Origin of the sequence: Ruegeria sp. HKCCA5839 (genome assembly GCF_013035585.1) — a bacterium.
In the GTDB taxonomy this organism is placed as follows: Bacteria; Pseudomonadota; Alphaproteobacteria; order Rhodobacterales; family Rhodobacteraceae; genus Ruegeria.
In genome coordinates, this window is the sequence record NZ_WQIE01000003.1 from 273,011 (window position 1) to 288,905 (window position 15,895).

Sequence of the window (15,895 nt, forward strand, 5' to 3'; positions counted from 1 at the left end):
TCTGGAGCGGGCGAGGCGATTCGAACGCCCGACCCTAACCTTGGCAAGGTTATGCTCTACCCCTGAGCTACGCCCGCATCAGATACACATGTGGTCCAAAGACCTCTCAATGGAGCGGGCGAGGCGATTCGAACGCCCGACCCTAACCTTGGCAAGGTTATGCTCTACCCCTGAGCTACGCCCGCGCCGTTGAGTGAGGAGGGATGTATAAAGTCCCACGCAAGCCTGCAAGCGGAAAAGCACAAAAAAATGCAAAAATCTTTCGACGGAAAGATGCTCTGTGCCCGTTGAAGACAGGATGCAGCAACGTGACAAGACTGTGGAGGGGGACCTTATTGTGCGCATGCAAGACCTGAAACTGATTTTGCTGGCGGCAATGATCTCGTTGGCCTTCGCGGTGGCATGGCTTGAAGAGCGGTCTCCGGCATTGTCGCAGCCGGATTTGCTTTCTGCCCCACATATTCACCCATCACCTTCGCAAATCCGAGAAGTCGAACGGGCTCAAAGATTTTGCCAGATTGTCGCTTAACTGCAGAACAATTCGAAGAAAGCGGGTTGTATTGTCGACCTATTAACCCTTTGTTTACGGGTTTTTTGCCCAGATTTTGCCTTTTTGACAAGATATCTATGCATTAACCTGAATTCGTCTGCTCAACCTGGTGCCCTCTGCCGCTCCAGTGACAAAAGGAAGACAAAAAATGAAACGTTTTTCCCGCATTCTCGCCACATCATTGATGCTTGCCGGCACAGTCGGTTTTGTCGCTGTTCTGGCCGCCCCGGATGTCGCCATCGCCAAAAATGGCAACGGCGGCGGTAATGGCAACGGCGGCGGTAACGGTGGAGGAAACGGCGGCGATGGTGGCAAAGGCGGCGGAAAAGGCAACGGGAATAGCGGTGATAAGTCCGGTGGATCCAAGGCCAGTGGCAAAAGCGGTGCCGACAAGAAATCTGCCTCGAAGGGGCGCGGGCTTTTTGGAAATCTGGAGAAAAAGAAAGCCGAGAAAAAGAACACCACCACGACCGCCAATTCAGGCAAGAAGAAGCCTGGCTTGATTGCGTCGCTCGAAAACCTGGTAAACGGTAAAAAGAAATCGAAAAAAGTTGCAGCCACAGCAGTGGTCGCACCCGCAATTGTCGAGGAAGAGCCGGTACATCCCAACAAGCACGGAAAGATCTCGTCCGAGTTGAAAGGGCTGAACGCGGCCCATGCCAACCCGAATGCTTTGAAAAACGCTTCTCCGAACAGTATGCCGGGCAAGCTTTACTCGTACCAGCAGAGCGTCCTGGATTACTCTGAAGCTTCAATGGATCTGAAAGACAAAGAGCAGGAATTGTCAGATCTCTTGGGACTGACAGATGACGAAATCGAAGACACGTTTGCGCCGACTGAGGAAGAGCTTGCCGAAGACCCGGATCTGACAGCACAAGACAAGTATGATGCTGCGCTGAAAGATGCCGAAGAGGCGGTGACCGAAGCGGAAATGGCGCTGGATGAATCCAACCCCGAAGAAGCGCTGGACACTCTGACCGGTGGGCGTGACCTGTCTGAAGACGCTCTGAACGAACTGCATGATCTTCTGGATTTGCCTGCACCCAAAGATTACGAGGCGTCCATTGATGACAGCGTCGAACCCTTGGACGAAGACGAGACCGAAGAGCTTGCCGAGGATGAAGATGGTGCGCCTGTCGAGGAAGAACTGGAGGAGCTTGCCGAAGGGTAAGCCTCATCCAGGGCCCGACACCTCAGATCGCCAGTATCAAATTCGCAATAGCGGCCAGAATTATGGCGGAAAAGGTGAGCACCATACCGATCTGACGCAGTATGACGATTTGGGGTGTGCGACCAAAGCCATAAGCATGTGATAGCCGCCCCGCGAGCAGCGCCAATCCTAACAGGTTCACAAGCAGCCCCCCGGCGCCCTGCAGTTCGACCATAGCGATCAACAACAACCCGAAAGGCGCATATTCGGCGCAGTTCGAATGGGTGCGCATGGCCTTTCGTACCGCTTTGTTGTCGCCATCGCCGACCGAGACTTTCTCAGCCCGTCGACACTTGATCACATTGATGCTGAGCCAGACATAGAGCAATGCAATCAGCGCGGCGTAGATCGGTGTGATGGTAAGCATTTGAACCTCTGGCAAAAAAGAAGGGCCACATGCTTTCGCACCCGGCCCCACGAAGTCTAATCAGATTTGGTTGCTATTCCAACTCGACCAGCAGGTCCTTGGCGTCGATCTGCCCGCCCGGTTGTACGTGAACGGCTTTGACAACTGCGTCGCGCTCGGCATGGATGCCGGTTTCCATCTTCATCGCTTCGATGGTCAGAAGCAGATCGCCTTCTTTGACCTCTTGCCCGACTGTGACCGCGACCGTGGCCACAACACCAGGCATCGGCGCGCCGATATGGTTGGGATTGCCCACCTCGGCTTTGGGGCGCTGTGCGGTGGCAGCGGTCACCATGCGGTTCGGAACACGGATCACACGCGGTTGACCGTTGAGTTCGAAGAAGACTTTGACCTCACCCTTTTCGTCGGTTTCCCCGATGGCCTGACAGCGGATTTCCAGCGTCTTGCCCGGATCGATCTCGGCGGTGATCTCTTCGCCCGGTTCCATCCCGTAAAAGAAGGTGCGTGTCGGCAGGGTGCGGACAGGGCCATAGAGGCGGTGGCGACCCATATAATCCAGGAACACCTTGGGATACATCAGATATCCGTTCAGGTCCTCGTCATCGACCTCCATCCCTTCCAGTTGTGTGGACAGTTCGGCACGCGTGGCCTCAAGGTCGACGGCTGGAACGTCCTTGCCCGGACGCTCGGTGTTGGGGGTTTCATCCTTCAACACTTTATGAACGATAGTATTGGGGAACCCGCCCGGAGGCTGGCCCAGATTGCCGCGCATCATGTCGATGACCGAATCCGGGAAGGCGACCTCGGTTGACGGGTTTTCAACATCATCGCGTGTCAGGCCCTGGCTGACCATCATCAGCGCCATGTCACCCACCACTTTGGACGAGGGCGTCACCTTGACGATATCACCAAACATCTGGTTCACATCCGCATACATCTGCGCCACTTCGTGCCAACGCTCCTCAAGCCCCAAGCTGCGAGCCTGTGCCTTGAGGTTGGTGAACTGACCGCCGGGCATTTCATGCAGATAGACCTCGGATGCCGGGGCCTGGAGGCTGGATTCAAAGGCGGCATACTGGCCGCGCACTGCCTCGAAATAGTCGCTGATCTCACGGATGGCCTTGATATCGAGCCCAGTGTCACGCTCGGTATGGCGCAGGGCCTCGACCACGGTGCCCAGCGTCGCTTGCGAGGTGTTGCCCGAGAAGCTGTCCATCGCGCAATCCACGGCGTCTACGCCTGCTTCAGAGGCCGCCAGAATGGTGGCGCTTGCGATACCGGCAGTGTCGTGCGTGTGGAAGTGGATCGGCAAGCCGACCTCTTCTTTAAGCGCCCGGATCAGGATCTTTGCCGAGGCTGGTTTCAACAGGCCCGCCATGTCTTTGAGGCCCAGAATATGCGCACCGGCATCGCGCAGTTCTTTCGCCATGCCGACGTAGTATTTCAGGTCATATTTGGCACGATCCGGGTCAAGGATGTCACCGGTGTAGCAAACCGTGCCTTCACAGATCTTGCCGCTTTCGACCACGGCATCCATGGCAACGCGCATGTTCTCGACCCAGTTGAGCGAGTCGAACACGCGGAACACATCGATATTCTGCGCGGCCTGACGCACAAATTCCTGCACCACGTTGTCAGGATAGTTGGTATAGCCAACCCCGTTTGCGCCGCGCAGCAGCATTTGGGTCATCAGGTTCGGCATCGCCTCGCGCAGGTCACGCAAACGCTGCCACGGGCATTCCTGCAAGAACCGATAAGCCACGTCAAAAGTGGCGCCGCCCCAGCATTCGACGCTGAAGAGTTGCGGCAGGTTGGCCGCATAGGTGGGTGCCACCTTGATCATGTCGATCGACCGCATCCTTGTGGCCAGCAGCGACTGATGCCCGTCGCGCATGGTGGTGTCGGTGATCAACAGCTGGCGCTGGGCCTTCATCCAGTCGGCAACGGCCTGCGGGCCTTTCTGCTCCAGCAGGTTGCGCGTGCCCATTTGCGGCTCGGCCTTCAGCGCGGGCGGGCGGGCTTCTTTCAGGTCGGGTCTGGGCGTCGGGCGGTCTTTGGTTTCGGGATGCCCGTTCACCGTGATGTCGGCGATATAGTTCAGAACCTTGGTGCCCCGGTCGCGGCGCTTTTTGAAATGGAACAGGTCCGGAGTCTCGTCGATGAACTTGGTGGTATATTCGTTCGACAGGAAGGTCGGGTGTTTCAGCAGGTTTTCGACAAAGGCAATATTGGTCGAAACACCGCGCACGCGGAATTCTCGCAAGGCCCGGTCCATCCGCGCGATCGCCTTTTCCGGTGTGGGCGCCCAGGCCGTGACCTTGGTCAGCAGCGAGTCGTAGTAGCGTGTGATTACGCCGCCCGCATAGGCGGTGCCGCCATCCAGACGAATGCCCATGCCGGTGGCCGAACGATAGGCGGTGATCCGGCCATAATCGGGGATGAAGTTGTTCAGCGGATCTTCGGTTGTCACGCGGGTTTGCAGCGCATGACCGTTCAAACGGATCTCATCCTGGTTGGCTTTGCCCGTGGCTTCGGCCAGGGTTTTGCCTTCGGCAATCAGGATCTGGGCCTGCACTATGTCGATGCCAGTGACTTCCTCAGTCACCGTATGTTCGACCTGCACCCGCGGGTTCACTTCGATGAAGTAGAACTTGCTGGTGTTCATATCCATCAGGAATTCAACGGTGCCCGCGCATTCATAATTCACATGCGCGCAGATGCGGCGACCCAATTCGCATAGCTCGGCGCGCTGGTCTTCGGTCAGGTAAGGGGCCGGTGCGCGTTCGACCACTTTCTGGTTGCGCCGCTGGACCGAACAATCGCGTTCATAGAGGTGATAGATCTCGCCATGCTTATCGCCCAGAATCTGCACCTCGACATGGCGGGCGCGGGTGATCATCTTTTCAAGATAACCCTCACCATTGCCGAAAGCCGCTTCGGCTTCGCGGCGGCCTTCCAGCACTTTTTCTTCCAGCTCATCTTCGGACAGGATCGGACGCATGCCGCGCCCGCCACCGCCCCAGCTTGCCTTGAGCATCAGCGGGTAACCGATTTCGGCCGCCTCCGCCTTGATCGCCGTCATGTCATCGCCCAGCACTTCGGTTGCAGGGATGACTGGCACGTCGGCGGCAATAGCCACCTTTCGGGCGCTGGCCTTGTCGCCCAGGGCGCGCATGGTTTCGGCCTTGGGGCCGATGAAGGTGATACCATTCTGCACGCAGGCATCAACAAAATCCGGGTTCTCGGACAGCAGACCATAGCCGGGGTGGATCGCGTCAGCGCCACACTCCTTGGCGACGCGGATAATCTCGTCGATCGACAAATAGGCCGCAACCGGCCCCAGACCTTCACCAATGCGATAGGCTTCATCGGCTTTGAACCGGTGCAAGCCCAGCTTGTCCTCCTCGGCAAAGACCGCAACGGTGCGCTTGCCCATTTCGTTGGCGGCACGCATGACGCGGATGGCAATCTCGCCGCGATTGGCGATCAGAATTTTCTTGAAGTCGGTCATGTCTGGTCCCGGTCTTTTTTACGTTTGGCCGTTGCTCTAGCGCGTGAATACGCGCTGACATATCCGTTCTTTTGGGTAGAACCGGCATGTTAACGCTCGCAAACGCCAAGTGTTGGTGTCGACCTTTTACCCATGCGGCGGTGCAGCATCAACGTTTTGTAACGTTTTATTCCTATTTTTATGATTATTCCGGGCAATTGCCGATTGAAGCCGTCGAAAACTCGGGACCTTGGCGGTTATTTGACTGCGCAGCACCGTTTTCCTTTGGCGCGCCATGCGATGTTGACGGGCGCAAATATTGTTGTTCAGCAAAGGCGCCAAGCCCGAGATTGCGCATCAAACCTTTCCCCGGCTCCGGATTATGCCGCAGATGCCGCGGGCGGTGATTTGATCTGTTTTGGGTTCTTGTCCTTTTGAGATGTCTCTTTTGAGCCAGCGACCTGAACCTGATTCCGCCCCTTATCCTTGGCCTGATAGAGCGCGTCATCCGCCGCGCGCATTAGATCTTGCGGCATGGTTCCGTGCGCAGGGTAATGGGAAACACCGACCGAGATCGTGATGCGCGGCAACGCCTTTTCACCATAGCGGACGGTCACCGCCTCGACCGCTTGGCGCAGCTGTTCGGCGCGCGATACTGCATCTTCGGGGCTGTTGTCCGGCAGGATCAGCATGAACTCTTCTCCACCGATCCGGCAGGCGACCTCATCCCGTTCGCAGCCTTGCTCCAAAGCGGCACCGACGGCCCGCAGAACCATGTCACCGGCATCATGGCCATGGGTGTCGTTGAACTTTTTGAAATGGTCCACATCGACCGCGATCAGGCTGAGATATGCGCCGGTTTGCTGGCTGCGGCTGATCGATTTGCGCAGCGTTTCGGTCATGTGGCGGCGGTTGAACAAGCCAGTCAGAGGATCCCGCACCGATTGGTCATGCAATTGGTCGCGCATCCGTACATTGGCGATGGCCATGCTGATCTGTTCGGCGCAAAGCTGCGCCAGTTTGCGGCTGTCACGAAAACCTTCTTTCTGCCCCTCGATGGCACGCAAATGCAGCAGGCCGACCGTTTCGCCATGAGCGAGAATGGGGAAGCAGAAATAAGGTCGCTCGTCATGCGGTTCTGCATGTTCACAGACAAAGTCAATCTCTGAGGCGCCATATTGATAGGTGCGCCCACGGCGCAGGCCCCAGCAGCCTTCGGGGTGAATATGCGCCTTATGCGTCCCACCGTTCCAACTGGCACAGCCATCCAGCACGTCGCGCGAATTGGAATAGACATAAACGCTGCCTTCTGCCTGCGGCAGAATATGGGTCATGAACCGGCCAACCATATCGAACAGTTCATCCAGGCTGCGGCTCGATTGCAGCCATTCGTTCAACTCGCCCAAAAACTGCACTTCTCGCGCCAGCTTAAGCTGATCGTCCAGTAGCTTGCGTTCAGCCCGAGACCGGTTGCGCATCGCGCGCAGTTGTAGCCGGTTTCCGCGATACGACATGAAGAACACGATCGAAACTGCCGAAACCACAAGCGCGCCGATCAGCGCAAGCAGAGGCCGGACCTGCACCATGAAAGCGCGCCTGAGTTCTGTAACATCCGTAAAGAACTCCAAAGCGCCCAAATAGGCACCACCGTTGGTCACCGCGCTAACCACTTCGGCCACATCGCGCATCTGGTCGGACGTGTTGAGGTTCTCTGTCTCGCGATAGAGCACTTCAAGCGCAGATCTTTGCGACAAGGCATAATACATATCACCCAAAACAGTCGCATTGCGCCGCTCGGGCATAAGTGGGGCGGCGTGACTGTGCGGCCCCGCCGATGACCAGATCATCTTGCCAGTCGCGTCATATATCTGAAGACGGTAGATTTCGGACGCGCCCAGTACACGCCGCAGCAACGCCGCGTCGGGTTGCGCGATTTGGCCTTCGCCGAAAGCTGTTTGAAGGTCAGGAATGAACGTCATGATCTGTTCGCTCCAGGCCTCGGATCGATGCCGGACATCGGCTTCGACCATGCGGTTCACGATCGGGATGGCGCCATATATGGCGATCAAGCCAGCAAGGCCGATGGCACAAATGAGGCTGATGATAGTCGCAGTCTGCGCCAGCAGGCCTCCTTTTCGGCCTGCAGTATGCTTGTGCTCCATCTTTGCCTCCTGCACTTCGACAAGGGCAGTTTTCAACTCAGCGACTTGACAGAGGGTTAACGCCCGTGCGGCGTGTTGGAAGAATAAGCGTCAAATTTTTTCGGATTGGACGTGAACAAGCCGTGAACAAACTCTTTACCCTTGGCGCGTATCCAGCGTAGTTTGGAGCCATGAGCAGTTTTGACGATATGGACGCCTTTGAGGGCGCATCTTTGTCTGCACAGGCGATGGCCGTGCGCCCTACACCATACCTGGACGAATTGAACCCGGCGCAACGGGAGGCGGTTGAACGGCTGGACGGCCCGGTGCTGATGCTGGCAGGCGCGGGCACGGGCAAGACCAAGGCGTTGACGGCAAGGATCGCGCATTTGCTGACCACGGGCAGGGCACGCCCAAACGAGATTTTGGCGGTGACCTTTACCAACAAGGCCGCACGCGAAATGAAAGACCGAGTTGGCCGATCATTGGGCCAGCCTGCTGAGGGCATGCCGTGGTTGGGCACGTTCCACGCCATCTGTGTCAAGCTGTTGCGTCGTCATGCGGAACTTGTGGACCTGAAGTCGAACTTCACGATCCTGGACAGCGATGACCAGTTGCGTTTGCTCAAACAGTTGGTGCAGGCGGCTAATATCGATGACAAGCGCTGGCCGGCTCGGATGCTGGCCGGAATAATCGACGACTGGAAAAACCGGGCACTGACACCCGACAAAGTGCCTGCCGCTGACGCGGGTGCGTACAATCACAAAGGTATTGAGCTTTACGCGCAATACCAGACCCGTCTGCGCGAGCTGAATGCAGTGGATTTTGGTGACCTGCTGCTGCATATGGTCACGATTTTCCAGACCCACGCGGACGTGTTGGAGCAATATCAGCGTTGGTTCCGTTATATCCTGGTGGACGAGTATCAAGATACCAACGTCGCTCAGTATCTCTGGCTGCGTCTGCTGGCGAGGGGGCATAAGAATATCTGCTGTGTCGGCGACGATGATCAGTCGATCTATGGCTGGCGCGGGGCCGAAGTGGGCAACATCCTGCGCTTTGAGAAGGATTTCCCCGGTGCCTTTGTCGTGCGGTTGGAGCAGAACTACCGCTCGACCCCGCATATTCTGGCCGCAGCCTCGAATGTGATCCGAGGCAATGAGAACCGGTTGGGCAAAGAACTTTGGACAGACGCCGAAGAGGGGCACAAAGTTCGGCTGATCGGCCATTGGGATGGTGAGGAAGAGGCGCGCTGGATCGGTGAAGAGATCGACGCGATGCAGGGCGGCACACGTGGCATTCGCCCGATGAACCTGGATGAAATGGCCATTCTTGTGCGTGCCTCACATCAGATGCGGGCGTTTGAGGATCGGTTCCTGACCATCGGGTTGCCTTATAAGGTGATCGGTGGCCCTCGGTTCTATGAGCGGATGGAGATTCGCGACGCCATGGCCTATTTCCGGCTGGTGGTCAGCCCCGAGGATGATCTGGCCTTTGAGCGGATCGTGAATACACCCAAACGTGGCCTTGGAGACAAGGCGCAGCAGACGATTCAGGTGGTGGCGCGCGAAAACGGTGTGTCTTTGGTCGAAGGCGCGCGGATTGTGGTCGAGAAAAAGCTAATCGGCGCAAGAGGCGTCAATGCTCTGCGCGAGTTAGTGGACGGGCTGGAGCGGTGGAACGCGATGATTGGCGCTGCAGGACGACCGCTGACGTCGCAAACTCAAAAAAAATCCCCACGTTCGCTCATCAGTGAAGACTATGATGCTTCATATCGTCAAGATGAAGGCGCCGATGATGTTTTGGAACCAGTGGTAGAGGTGATCTCATCGGAGGCTTCGCAGCGCCAAGATCATGTCGAACTTGCCCAGACGATTCTGGATGAATCAGGCTATACACTGTCCTTTTTCAAGCCGCAGACAGCAGAGGAACGTGAACGTGGTGATCCGCTTGTGCACATCAGCCCCGAAGCGCCCGGACGGCTGGAAAACCTGAAGGAGTTGGTCAACCAGTTGGACAATTTCGAGAACCTGCAAGGGTTTCTGGAACATGTCAGCCTGGTCATGGATAACGAACAGGAGAGCGACGGGGCAAAGGTTTCGATCATGACCTTGCACGCGGCCAAGGGGCTGGAGTTTCCGGTGGTCTTTCTACCCGGCTGGGAGGATGGGCTGTTCCCGTCGCAACGCTCGATGGATGAAAGCGGGATCAAGGGGCTCGAGGAAGAGCGGCGTCTGGCTTATGTGGGGATTACGCGGGCCGAGGAGGTCTGTACCATCTCGTTTGCCGGTAATCGGCGGGTGTTCGGGCAGTGGCAGAATTCCATGCCGTCGCGGTTCATTGACGAGTTGCCCGAAGAGCATGTGGAGATTCTGACGCCTCCGGGGCTTTATGGGGGTGGCCAGCAAAGTGCCGGGATCGAAACCCGCGCGGCCGAAGCCAATGTGTATAACTCGCCGGGCTGGAAACGGATGCAGGCGCGGCAAGGGCAATATGGCATGTCGCAGCCGCGCGAAAGCCGCAACACGGTGATTGATGCAACCGCTGTGGCCAGTTTTACGCTGGGTGAGCGCGTGTTTCACCAGAAATTCGGCTATGGCGCGGTGATCGGGATTGAAGGCGACAAGGTCGAGGTCGACTTTGACAAGGCCGGTGTCAAAAAGGTGGTCTCACGCTTTCTGACCAATAAGGACGATGTTCCGTTCTGACGCTTACAGTCCTTCGACCAGTACCAGATTGGCAGTCGCTGTTTCCTGCCTGATTTTGGCGAGCTCAACATAGTCTGGATCATCTTTCCACGCCCGGGCCGAGGCGATGTCGGGGAACTCCATCAATACGATGCCGTCTTCAGCCCAGCTGCCTTCAATGACTTCGACAGGTTTTGAAGAAACCGTCAGTAGGCGCCCACCATGCCGGTCGAAGATTGGCATGAAGCCTTCAAGATAACTCTGGTACCCGTCGGGGTCGTGAATGGAAATCTGGGCGATGAAATAGGCGGCCATGAGGTACTCCTGAAACGCGTTCACGACCCCAACGTACATCATGCTGTGACAAAACAAAAACGGCGGTTCCCAGGGAGGAGGAAGGGAACCGCCGTTCTTTTCAACTCCGAGGCAGGGAGGAGGAGAGCCCCGAAGTATCCTTTTCCGGGTTTGAGCCCGGTACGTGACAGACGCGGTGACGTCAGGGAGGAGGTAGACGTCACCGCGCACTTTCAACATCGAGACAGGGAGGAGGAGAGTCCCGATGTATCAGTTTCCGACATCTGAGGCCGGTATATGGTGCGGCAACGTCAGGGAGGAGGAGAGACGTTGCCGCTTAAGTACAGGCCCAAGGGAGGAGGATGGACCTGATCTCGTAATTCTCTGTGCGCTTACTTCGCGCAGTATTCTTCCGCGGCCTGCAGCGCCAAACGCCGGATCATGCTGCGGTTCAGACCCAGATCCGCCAATTCGCGGTTCGACAGCGCGGCCAGAGCGTTATATGTCTGGCGGAAAGTCCGGTACCGGTTGAAACGCAGTTTCAGCCCGCCCAGAACAGTGTTCAGCCCGCTCGAAGATGCGCTTTTCAGCGCTGTAGGATGTGTTGCGATTGCCATTTTGGTTACCCGCTTTTTCCGTATGACCGGAACTGTCCGGCCCTTGCTTGAGATTGAAGATAGGCAAATGCTGCGTTTGCACAATAGGGCGCAGAGACAATGCTGCTATGCAGCAAGTGCATAGATTAAATGAAGATTTCCTGAAACGAAGAAAAGCGCCTTTAAAATATGGGTTTTTCGAGGTCGGGTTTTGCGGTACGATTTTTTGGGCGCTAACATCAGCTGTGAAACTGCCGCCTGATTGATCGGATTTGGCTGAAATTTGTGCGGAAAGAAATCGCGTGACCGCGATTCACCGCGCGAACGCTCCTGCATGGGAAACCATGGGCGAGATGCGTTTTCACCCTGATCTGGCGCTGAACTGTGGGTGTTTGATTCGATCCATCTGGGTCAGTTCGGTGGGTTTCAGCGCCATTTTTCACATTTAATGAGAAAAAAATGGGAAATCGTGGGAAGCGCCAACTTGCTGCGTTGGCACTATATGTGGTGGCGTTTTTGTCTTGTATGTCAATTTAGGGTGTGTTTCGGCGCTCGTTCGTCGTTGCTGTCCTGCTGCAAACGGTAGCTGGGGCCATGTCGTGGTGTAATTTCCTATTGATTTCCATGAAATCCCGTGGCATCCCTTATTCATCCGATGAGGACGAGGCACATGGGGCGCTAAACGACCCCGAACCAAGAATACAAAATTAGGTTTCATACAGGCATCTCGCTTTCATCAGTCAACAGATCCGGCGCGCGAGCGAGCAGACATCCCCCCAGGTGGCGCGCGCAGCTGGACATCCCGCACAGCGGGTCAATGCGGCGGGTTGATCAGTGGCAGCAGATCAACCCGCCGTTTTTCTTGAAGGGGGGAGCGTTTTGAAGTGAGGCGCAAGCGAAAGGGACAGTCGTCTTGGCGCGCAGGTTTAGAGGTGAAAGCCACCATAAGGTGGACACGAAGGGCAGGGTCTCGATCCCGGCCCTGTTTCGCCGTGTGCTTGAGGCCTCTGATCCCAACTGGCAACCTGGCGGCAGCCCCGAGCTTGTAATTGTCTACGGCGGCCCCAACCGAAAATTCCTTGAATGCTATTCGATGGAGGCGATTGACGAGGTCGACGCCAAGATCGATGCATTGCCGCGTGGCTCGACTCAGCGAAAGATGTTGCAACGCATGTTCCATGGTCAGTCCTTCCCGACAACCGTGGATGAAACCGGGCGATTGGTTTTGCCGGTAAAGCTGCGCGACAAGATCGGGCTTGAGAAAGAGGCATTCTTTATCGCGGCAGGCGATACCTTCCAGATCTGGAAGCCCGAAGTCTATGAGGCAGAGGCTGAATCTGATGCGGAAGAGTGGGTCGAGGAATACTCGGAAGACTTCGATCCGATGCAATTCCTGGACGGCCCCGGAGCCTGACGGAATGGCTGCTGCGGAAACTCAAGTCGAAAAATCTCATATCCCCGTTCTGCTGCGCCCCCTGTTGGAGGCAGTCGCACCAGTTACAGGTGTCTGGCTGGATGGCACTTTTGGAGCGGGGGGCTACACACGCGGATTGCTGGAGGCCGGAGCCAGCAAAGTCATCGGCGTGGATCGTGATCCTTTGGCCTTTGAGATGGCCAAAGGCTGGGTCGCGCAATTTGGCGACAGGCTGGTTCTGCAGCAGGGTGTGTTTTCGCGCATGGATGAATATGCCTCGGGTCTGGACGGTGTTGTTCTGGACCTTGGGGTGTCGTCGATGCAGCTGGATCAGGCTGAGCGCGGGTTTTCCTTCATGAAGGACGGTCCGTTGGATATGCGGATGAGTCAGGACGGACCAAGTGCTGCGGATCTGGTCAATGAAGCAGGCGAGGCCGAATTGGCAGATATCCTTTTCCACTACGGAGAGGAACGGGCCAGCCGCCGGATCGCGAAGGCTGTCATCAAGGCGCGGGCCGAAGCTCCGATCACAACCACGCTTGCCTTGGCCGAGATCATCGAATCCTGTCTGCCGCGCCCCAAACCGGGCCAGTCCCATCCCGCGACGCGCAGCTTTCAGGCGCTGCGGATTGCCGTGAACGCAGAATATGACGAGCTGTTTCAGGGGCTTATGGCGGCGGAACGTGCCTTGAAGCCCGGTGGTCAATTGGCGGTGGTGACGTTCCATTCGATCGAAGATCGCATGGTCAAAAGGTTCTTTCAGGCGCGGGCGGGCAAGACTGGGCGAGCAAATCGCTATGCGCCCGAACTTGAGCAAGAGCAGCCGCAATTCACGTTAAAGACGCGCAAGGCCGTTGGGCCTGATGCGCAGGAACTGCAGGATAATCCACGCGCGCGATCTGCAAAGCTGCGTGTGGCCATCAGAACTGAGGCTCCGGCGGGCGAAGTTGATGCGCGCGCAATCGGCATGCCACAACTGGGGGGGCGGGCAAAATGAAGAGCATTCTGTATGTATTGACAGCGTTGTCGGTGTTCGGATTGGCGCTGTGGGCCTATCAAGAGAACTATCGCACGCAGCAAGTGGTCAAGGAGACCCAGGCGCTGCAACGGCAGATCGGGATGGCGCAGGCGCGGTTGGCGGTTTTGAACGCGGAATGGGCTTACCTGAACCGCCCCGACCGGCTGCGGGAACTGGCGGACCTGAATTTCGAACGTTTGGGACTGTTGCCTTTACGGGCCGAGCAATTCGGGCGTGCAGACATGATCGCCTATGGTGAGGACCCTGATTTGCCTGTGGCGACCCCGGAAGAGCTGGAGGCCATCACGCGGACGCAGGCGTTGGTTGAGGTGCAAGTGCCATGACACGTACCCCGCTGCGCCCTCTGGCCCGCATTCTGGAAGCCCGTGCCAAGGGCGAAAACCCAAAGGCCATCGAGCGCGAGAATATTCGTCAGCGCCACGAAGACATGAAAGACCGCGCCCGAGCCCGGGCCGAGGGGCGGTTGCTGGTATTGGGGCTCTTTTTCTTTTGTGCTTTCAGTGTGGTTGGCGTGCGCATGGGCATGTTGGCCACGTCCGAGGCGCAAGAGCCTTTGGCCAGTGCTCAAGGGGCGTCGATTGCGATGCAGCGGGCCAATATAGTCGACCGGGATGGGCGTATTCTGGCGACCAATCTGGAAACCTATTCGGTTTACGCGCAGCCGCCTTTGATGATTGATCCGGTGGCCGCAGCGGATCAGCTGGTTGCAATCTTCCCGGATCTGGAAAAAGAGCGTCTGGTCAAAGACTTCACCGGTGATCGTAAATTCCTTTGGATTAAAAAGCGGATCTCGCCCGAGCAAAAGCAGGCGGTGCATGACATCGGTGATCCCGGCATTCTGTTTGGCCCGCGCGAAATGCGGCTTTATCCCAACGGGCAATTGGCGGCGCATATTCTGGGCGGGTCAGGGTTTGGACGCGAAGGCGTCAGCGCGGCTGAGCTGATTGGCGTTGCGGGTGTTGAAAAGCAGTTCGACGACTATCTGCGCGACCCGGCGAACGGCAACAAGCCGCTTCAGCTGTCGCTGGACCTGACCATTCAGGCTGCGGTCGAGCAGGTGCTCTATGGCGGCATGAAGATCATGAATGCCAAAGGCGCATCAGCCGTCCTGATGAATGCGCATACGGGCGAGGTCGTCTCGGCGGCCTCTTTGCCCTCGTTTGATCCCAACGACCGACCGCGCCCACCGACCTCGGGCTATGATCCGTCAGATAGCCCTTTGTTCAGTCGCTACGTGCAGGGCGTTTATGAGCTGGGATCGGTGTTCAAGATCTTTACCGCCGCTCAGGCAGTTGAACTGGGTCTGGTACATTCCGAAACCATCATCGATACCTCTGGCCCGATGAAGATCGGACGCTTTCCAATTGGAGAGTTCAACGGCAAGAATTATGGCGAGATCAGCGTTGCGGATGTAATTGTCCACAGCTCGAACCGGGGAACCGGGCGGCTGGCTTTGATGATCGGGGCCAAGCGGCAGCAGAGCTTTCTGGAAACGTTGGGGATGTTTGAGCCGACACCGTTCGAGATTGTCGAAGCCAAGGGTGGAGCACCTTTGAAGCCCAAGAAATGGGGTGAGCTGAGCACCGTAACGATTTCCTATGGCCACGGGCTTTCGACCAGCCCTATGCATCTGGCGGCGGGTTATGCGGCGATTGCCAACGGGGGGCATTACGTCAGCCCGACGATCCTGCGCAAAAACGGCCCGCAATACGGCCCGCGCGTGATGTCGGCCAATGCAGCGCGGCAGTCGCAGAAGATGTTGCGCAAGGTGGTCACCGATGGCACCGCCAGTTTCGGCGATGTGCCGGGCTATGCGGTGGCGGGCAAAACCGGAACGGCGGACAAACCCAAGCCGCGCGGCGGGTACTATGATGACAAGGTGATCGCAACTTTCGCGACCTTCTTCCCGGCTTATGATCCGCAATATGTACTGGTCGTCACGTTGGACGAACCTTCGATTGTGGCGCATGGTGAAAAGCGTCGCACGGCGGGGTGGACTGCGGTGCCAGTGGCCTCGGAACTGATCGGGCGCATAGCGCCACTTTTGGGGCTGCGTCCCCGGCTTGAGCCTGAGGCGGGCGCTGCTATAACGCTGACCTCAAATTAG

At 57.2% G+C, this 15,895-nt stretch carries 11 protein-coding genes and 2 tRNA genes; 6 read left to right on the forward strand and 7 right to left on the reverse strand.

Translation table 11 applies throughout. The features are described 5' to 3' along the window. Positions 1–2: 2 nt before the first annotated feature. Positions 3–77: transfer RNA gene (locus GOV38_RS10980), tRNA-Gly, on the reverse strand. A 33-nt stretch (positions 78–110) separates the two neighbouring features. Beyond that, positions 111–185 (reverse strand) — tRNA-Gly (locus GOV38_RS10985). Positions 186–698: 513 nt separating this feature from the next. Here GOV38_RS10985 and GOV38_RS10990 point away from each other — a divergent pair. Continuing rightward, positions 699–1,721: a hypothetical protein gene (locus tag GOV38_RS10990; protein ID WP_171209810.1), complete on the forward strand. Its 1,023-nt coding sequence runs from the start codon at positions 699–701 to the stop codon at positions 1,719–1,721. Between the two features lie 22 nt (positions 1,722–1,743). Here the strand turns inward: GOV38_RS10990 and GOV38_RS10995 are convergent, their stop codons facing one another. The 3 genes from GOV38_RS10995 to GOV38_RS11005 all read right to left on the reverse strand — a co-directional run bounded on the left by GOV38_RS10995 (position 1,744) and on the right by GOV38_RS11005 (position 7,779). Further along, positions 1,744–2,127, reverse strand: a complete 384-nt coding sequence (locus GOV38_RS10995; RefSeq protein ID WP_171209809.1) for an MAPEG family protein — start codon at positions 2,125–2,127, stop codon at positions 1,744–1,746. A 73-nt stretch (positions 2,128–2,200) separates the two neighbouring features. Next, positions 2,201–5,638, reverse strand: a complete 3,438-nt coding sequence (locus tag GOV38_RS11000) for a pyruvate carboxylase (RefSeq protein ID WP_171209808.1) — start codon at positions 5,636–5,638, stop codon at positions 2,201–2,203. Positions 5,639–5,997: 359 nt separating this feature from the next. Next, entirely contained in the window at positions 5,998–7,779 is a 1,782-nt protein-coding gene (locus GOV38_RS11005; RefSeq protein WP_254430620.1) for a sensor domain-containing diguanylate cyclase, read from the reverse strand. A gap of 170 nt (positions 7,780–7,949) precedes the next feature. Here GOV38_RS11005 and GOV38_RS11010 point away from each other — a divergent pair, with 170 nt between their 5' ends. Continuing rightward, positions 7,950–10,466 carry an ATP-dependent helicase gene (locus tag GOV38_RS11010; RefSeq protein WP_171209807.1) on the forward strand — a complete coding sequence of 839 codons (2,517 nt, stop codon included), beginning with the start codon at positions 7,950–7,952 and terminating at the stop codon, positions 10,464–10,466. A 3-nt stretch (positions 10,467–10,469) separates the two neighbouring features. Here the strand turns inward: GOV38_RS11010 and GOV38_RS11015 are convergent, their stop codons facing one another. Both GOV38_RS11015 and GOV38_RS11020 read right to left on the reverse strand, forming a co-directional pair. Then, entirely contained in the window at positions 10,470–10,760 is a 291-nt protein-coding gene (locus GOV38_RS11015) for a DUF1330 domain-containing protein (RefSeq protein WP_171096820.1), read from the reverse strand. Between the two features lie 371 nt (positions 10,761–11,131). Next, a complete protein-coding gene (locus GOV38_RS11020; RefSeq protein WP_171096821.1) occupies positions 11,132–11,356 on the reverse strand; it encodes a DUF1127 domain-containing protein in 225 nt (74 codons plus the stop codon). Between the two features lie 892 nt (positions 11,357–12,248). Here GOV38_RS11020 and mraZ point away from each other — a divergent pair. From mraZ to GOV38_RS11040, 4 genes are read left to right on the forward strand one after another with little or no spacing between them, the layout of a single operon-like run. Continuing rightward, positions 12,249–12,749: a division/cell wall cluster transcriptional repressor MraZ gene (gene mraZ, locus GOV38_RS11025; RefSeq protein WP_171209806.1), complete on the forward strand. Its 501-nt coding sequence runs from the start codon at positions 12,249–12,251 to the stop codon at positions 12,747–12,749. A 4-nt stretch (positions 12,750–12,753) separates the two neighbouring features. Next, positions 12,754–13,746 (forward strand): 16S rRNA (cytosine(1402)-N(4))-methyltransferase RsmH, encoded by a 993-nt coding sequence (gene rsmH, locus GOV38_RS11030; RefSeq protein ID WP_171209805.1) that lies wholly within the window; start codon positions 12,754–12,756, stop codon positions 13,744–13,746. Next, positions 13,743–14,111 carry a cell division protein FtsL gene (locus GOV38_RS11035; RefSeq protein WP_171209804.1) on the forward strand — a complete coding sequence of 123 codons (369 nt, stop codon included), beginning with the start codon at positions 13,743–13,745 and terminating at the stop codon, positions 14,109–14,111. The genes rsmH and GOV38_RS11035 overlap by 4 nt, the downstream gene beginning before the upstream one ends. Beyond that, on the forward strand, positions 14,108–15,895 hold the full coding sequence (locus tag GOV38_RS11040) for a penicillin-binding protein 2 (RefSeq protein ID WP_171209803.1): 1,788 nt from the start codon (positions 14,108–14,110) through the stop codon (positions 15,893–15,895). Before GOV38_RS11035 ends, GOV38_RS11040 begins: the two co-directional genes overlap by 4 nt.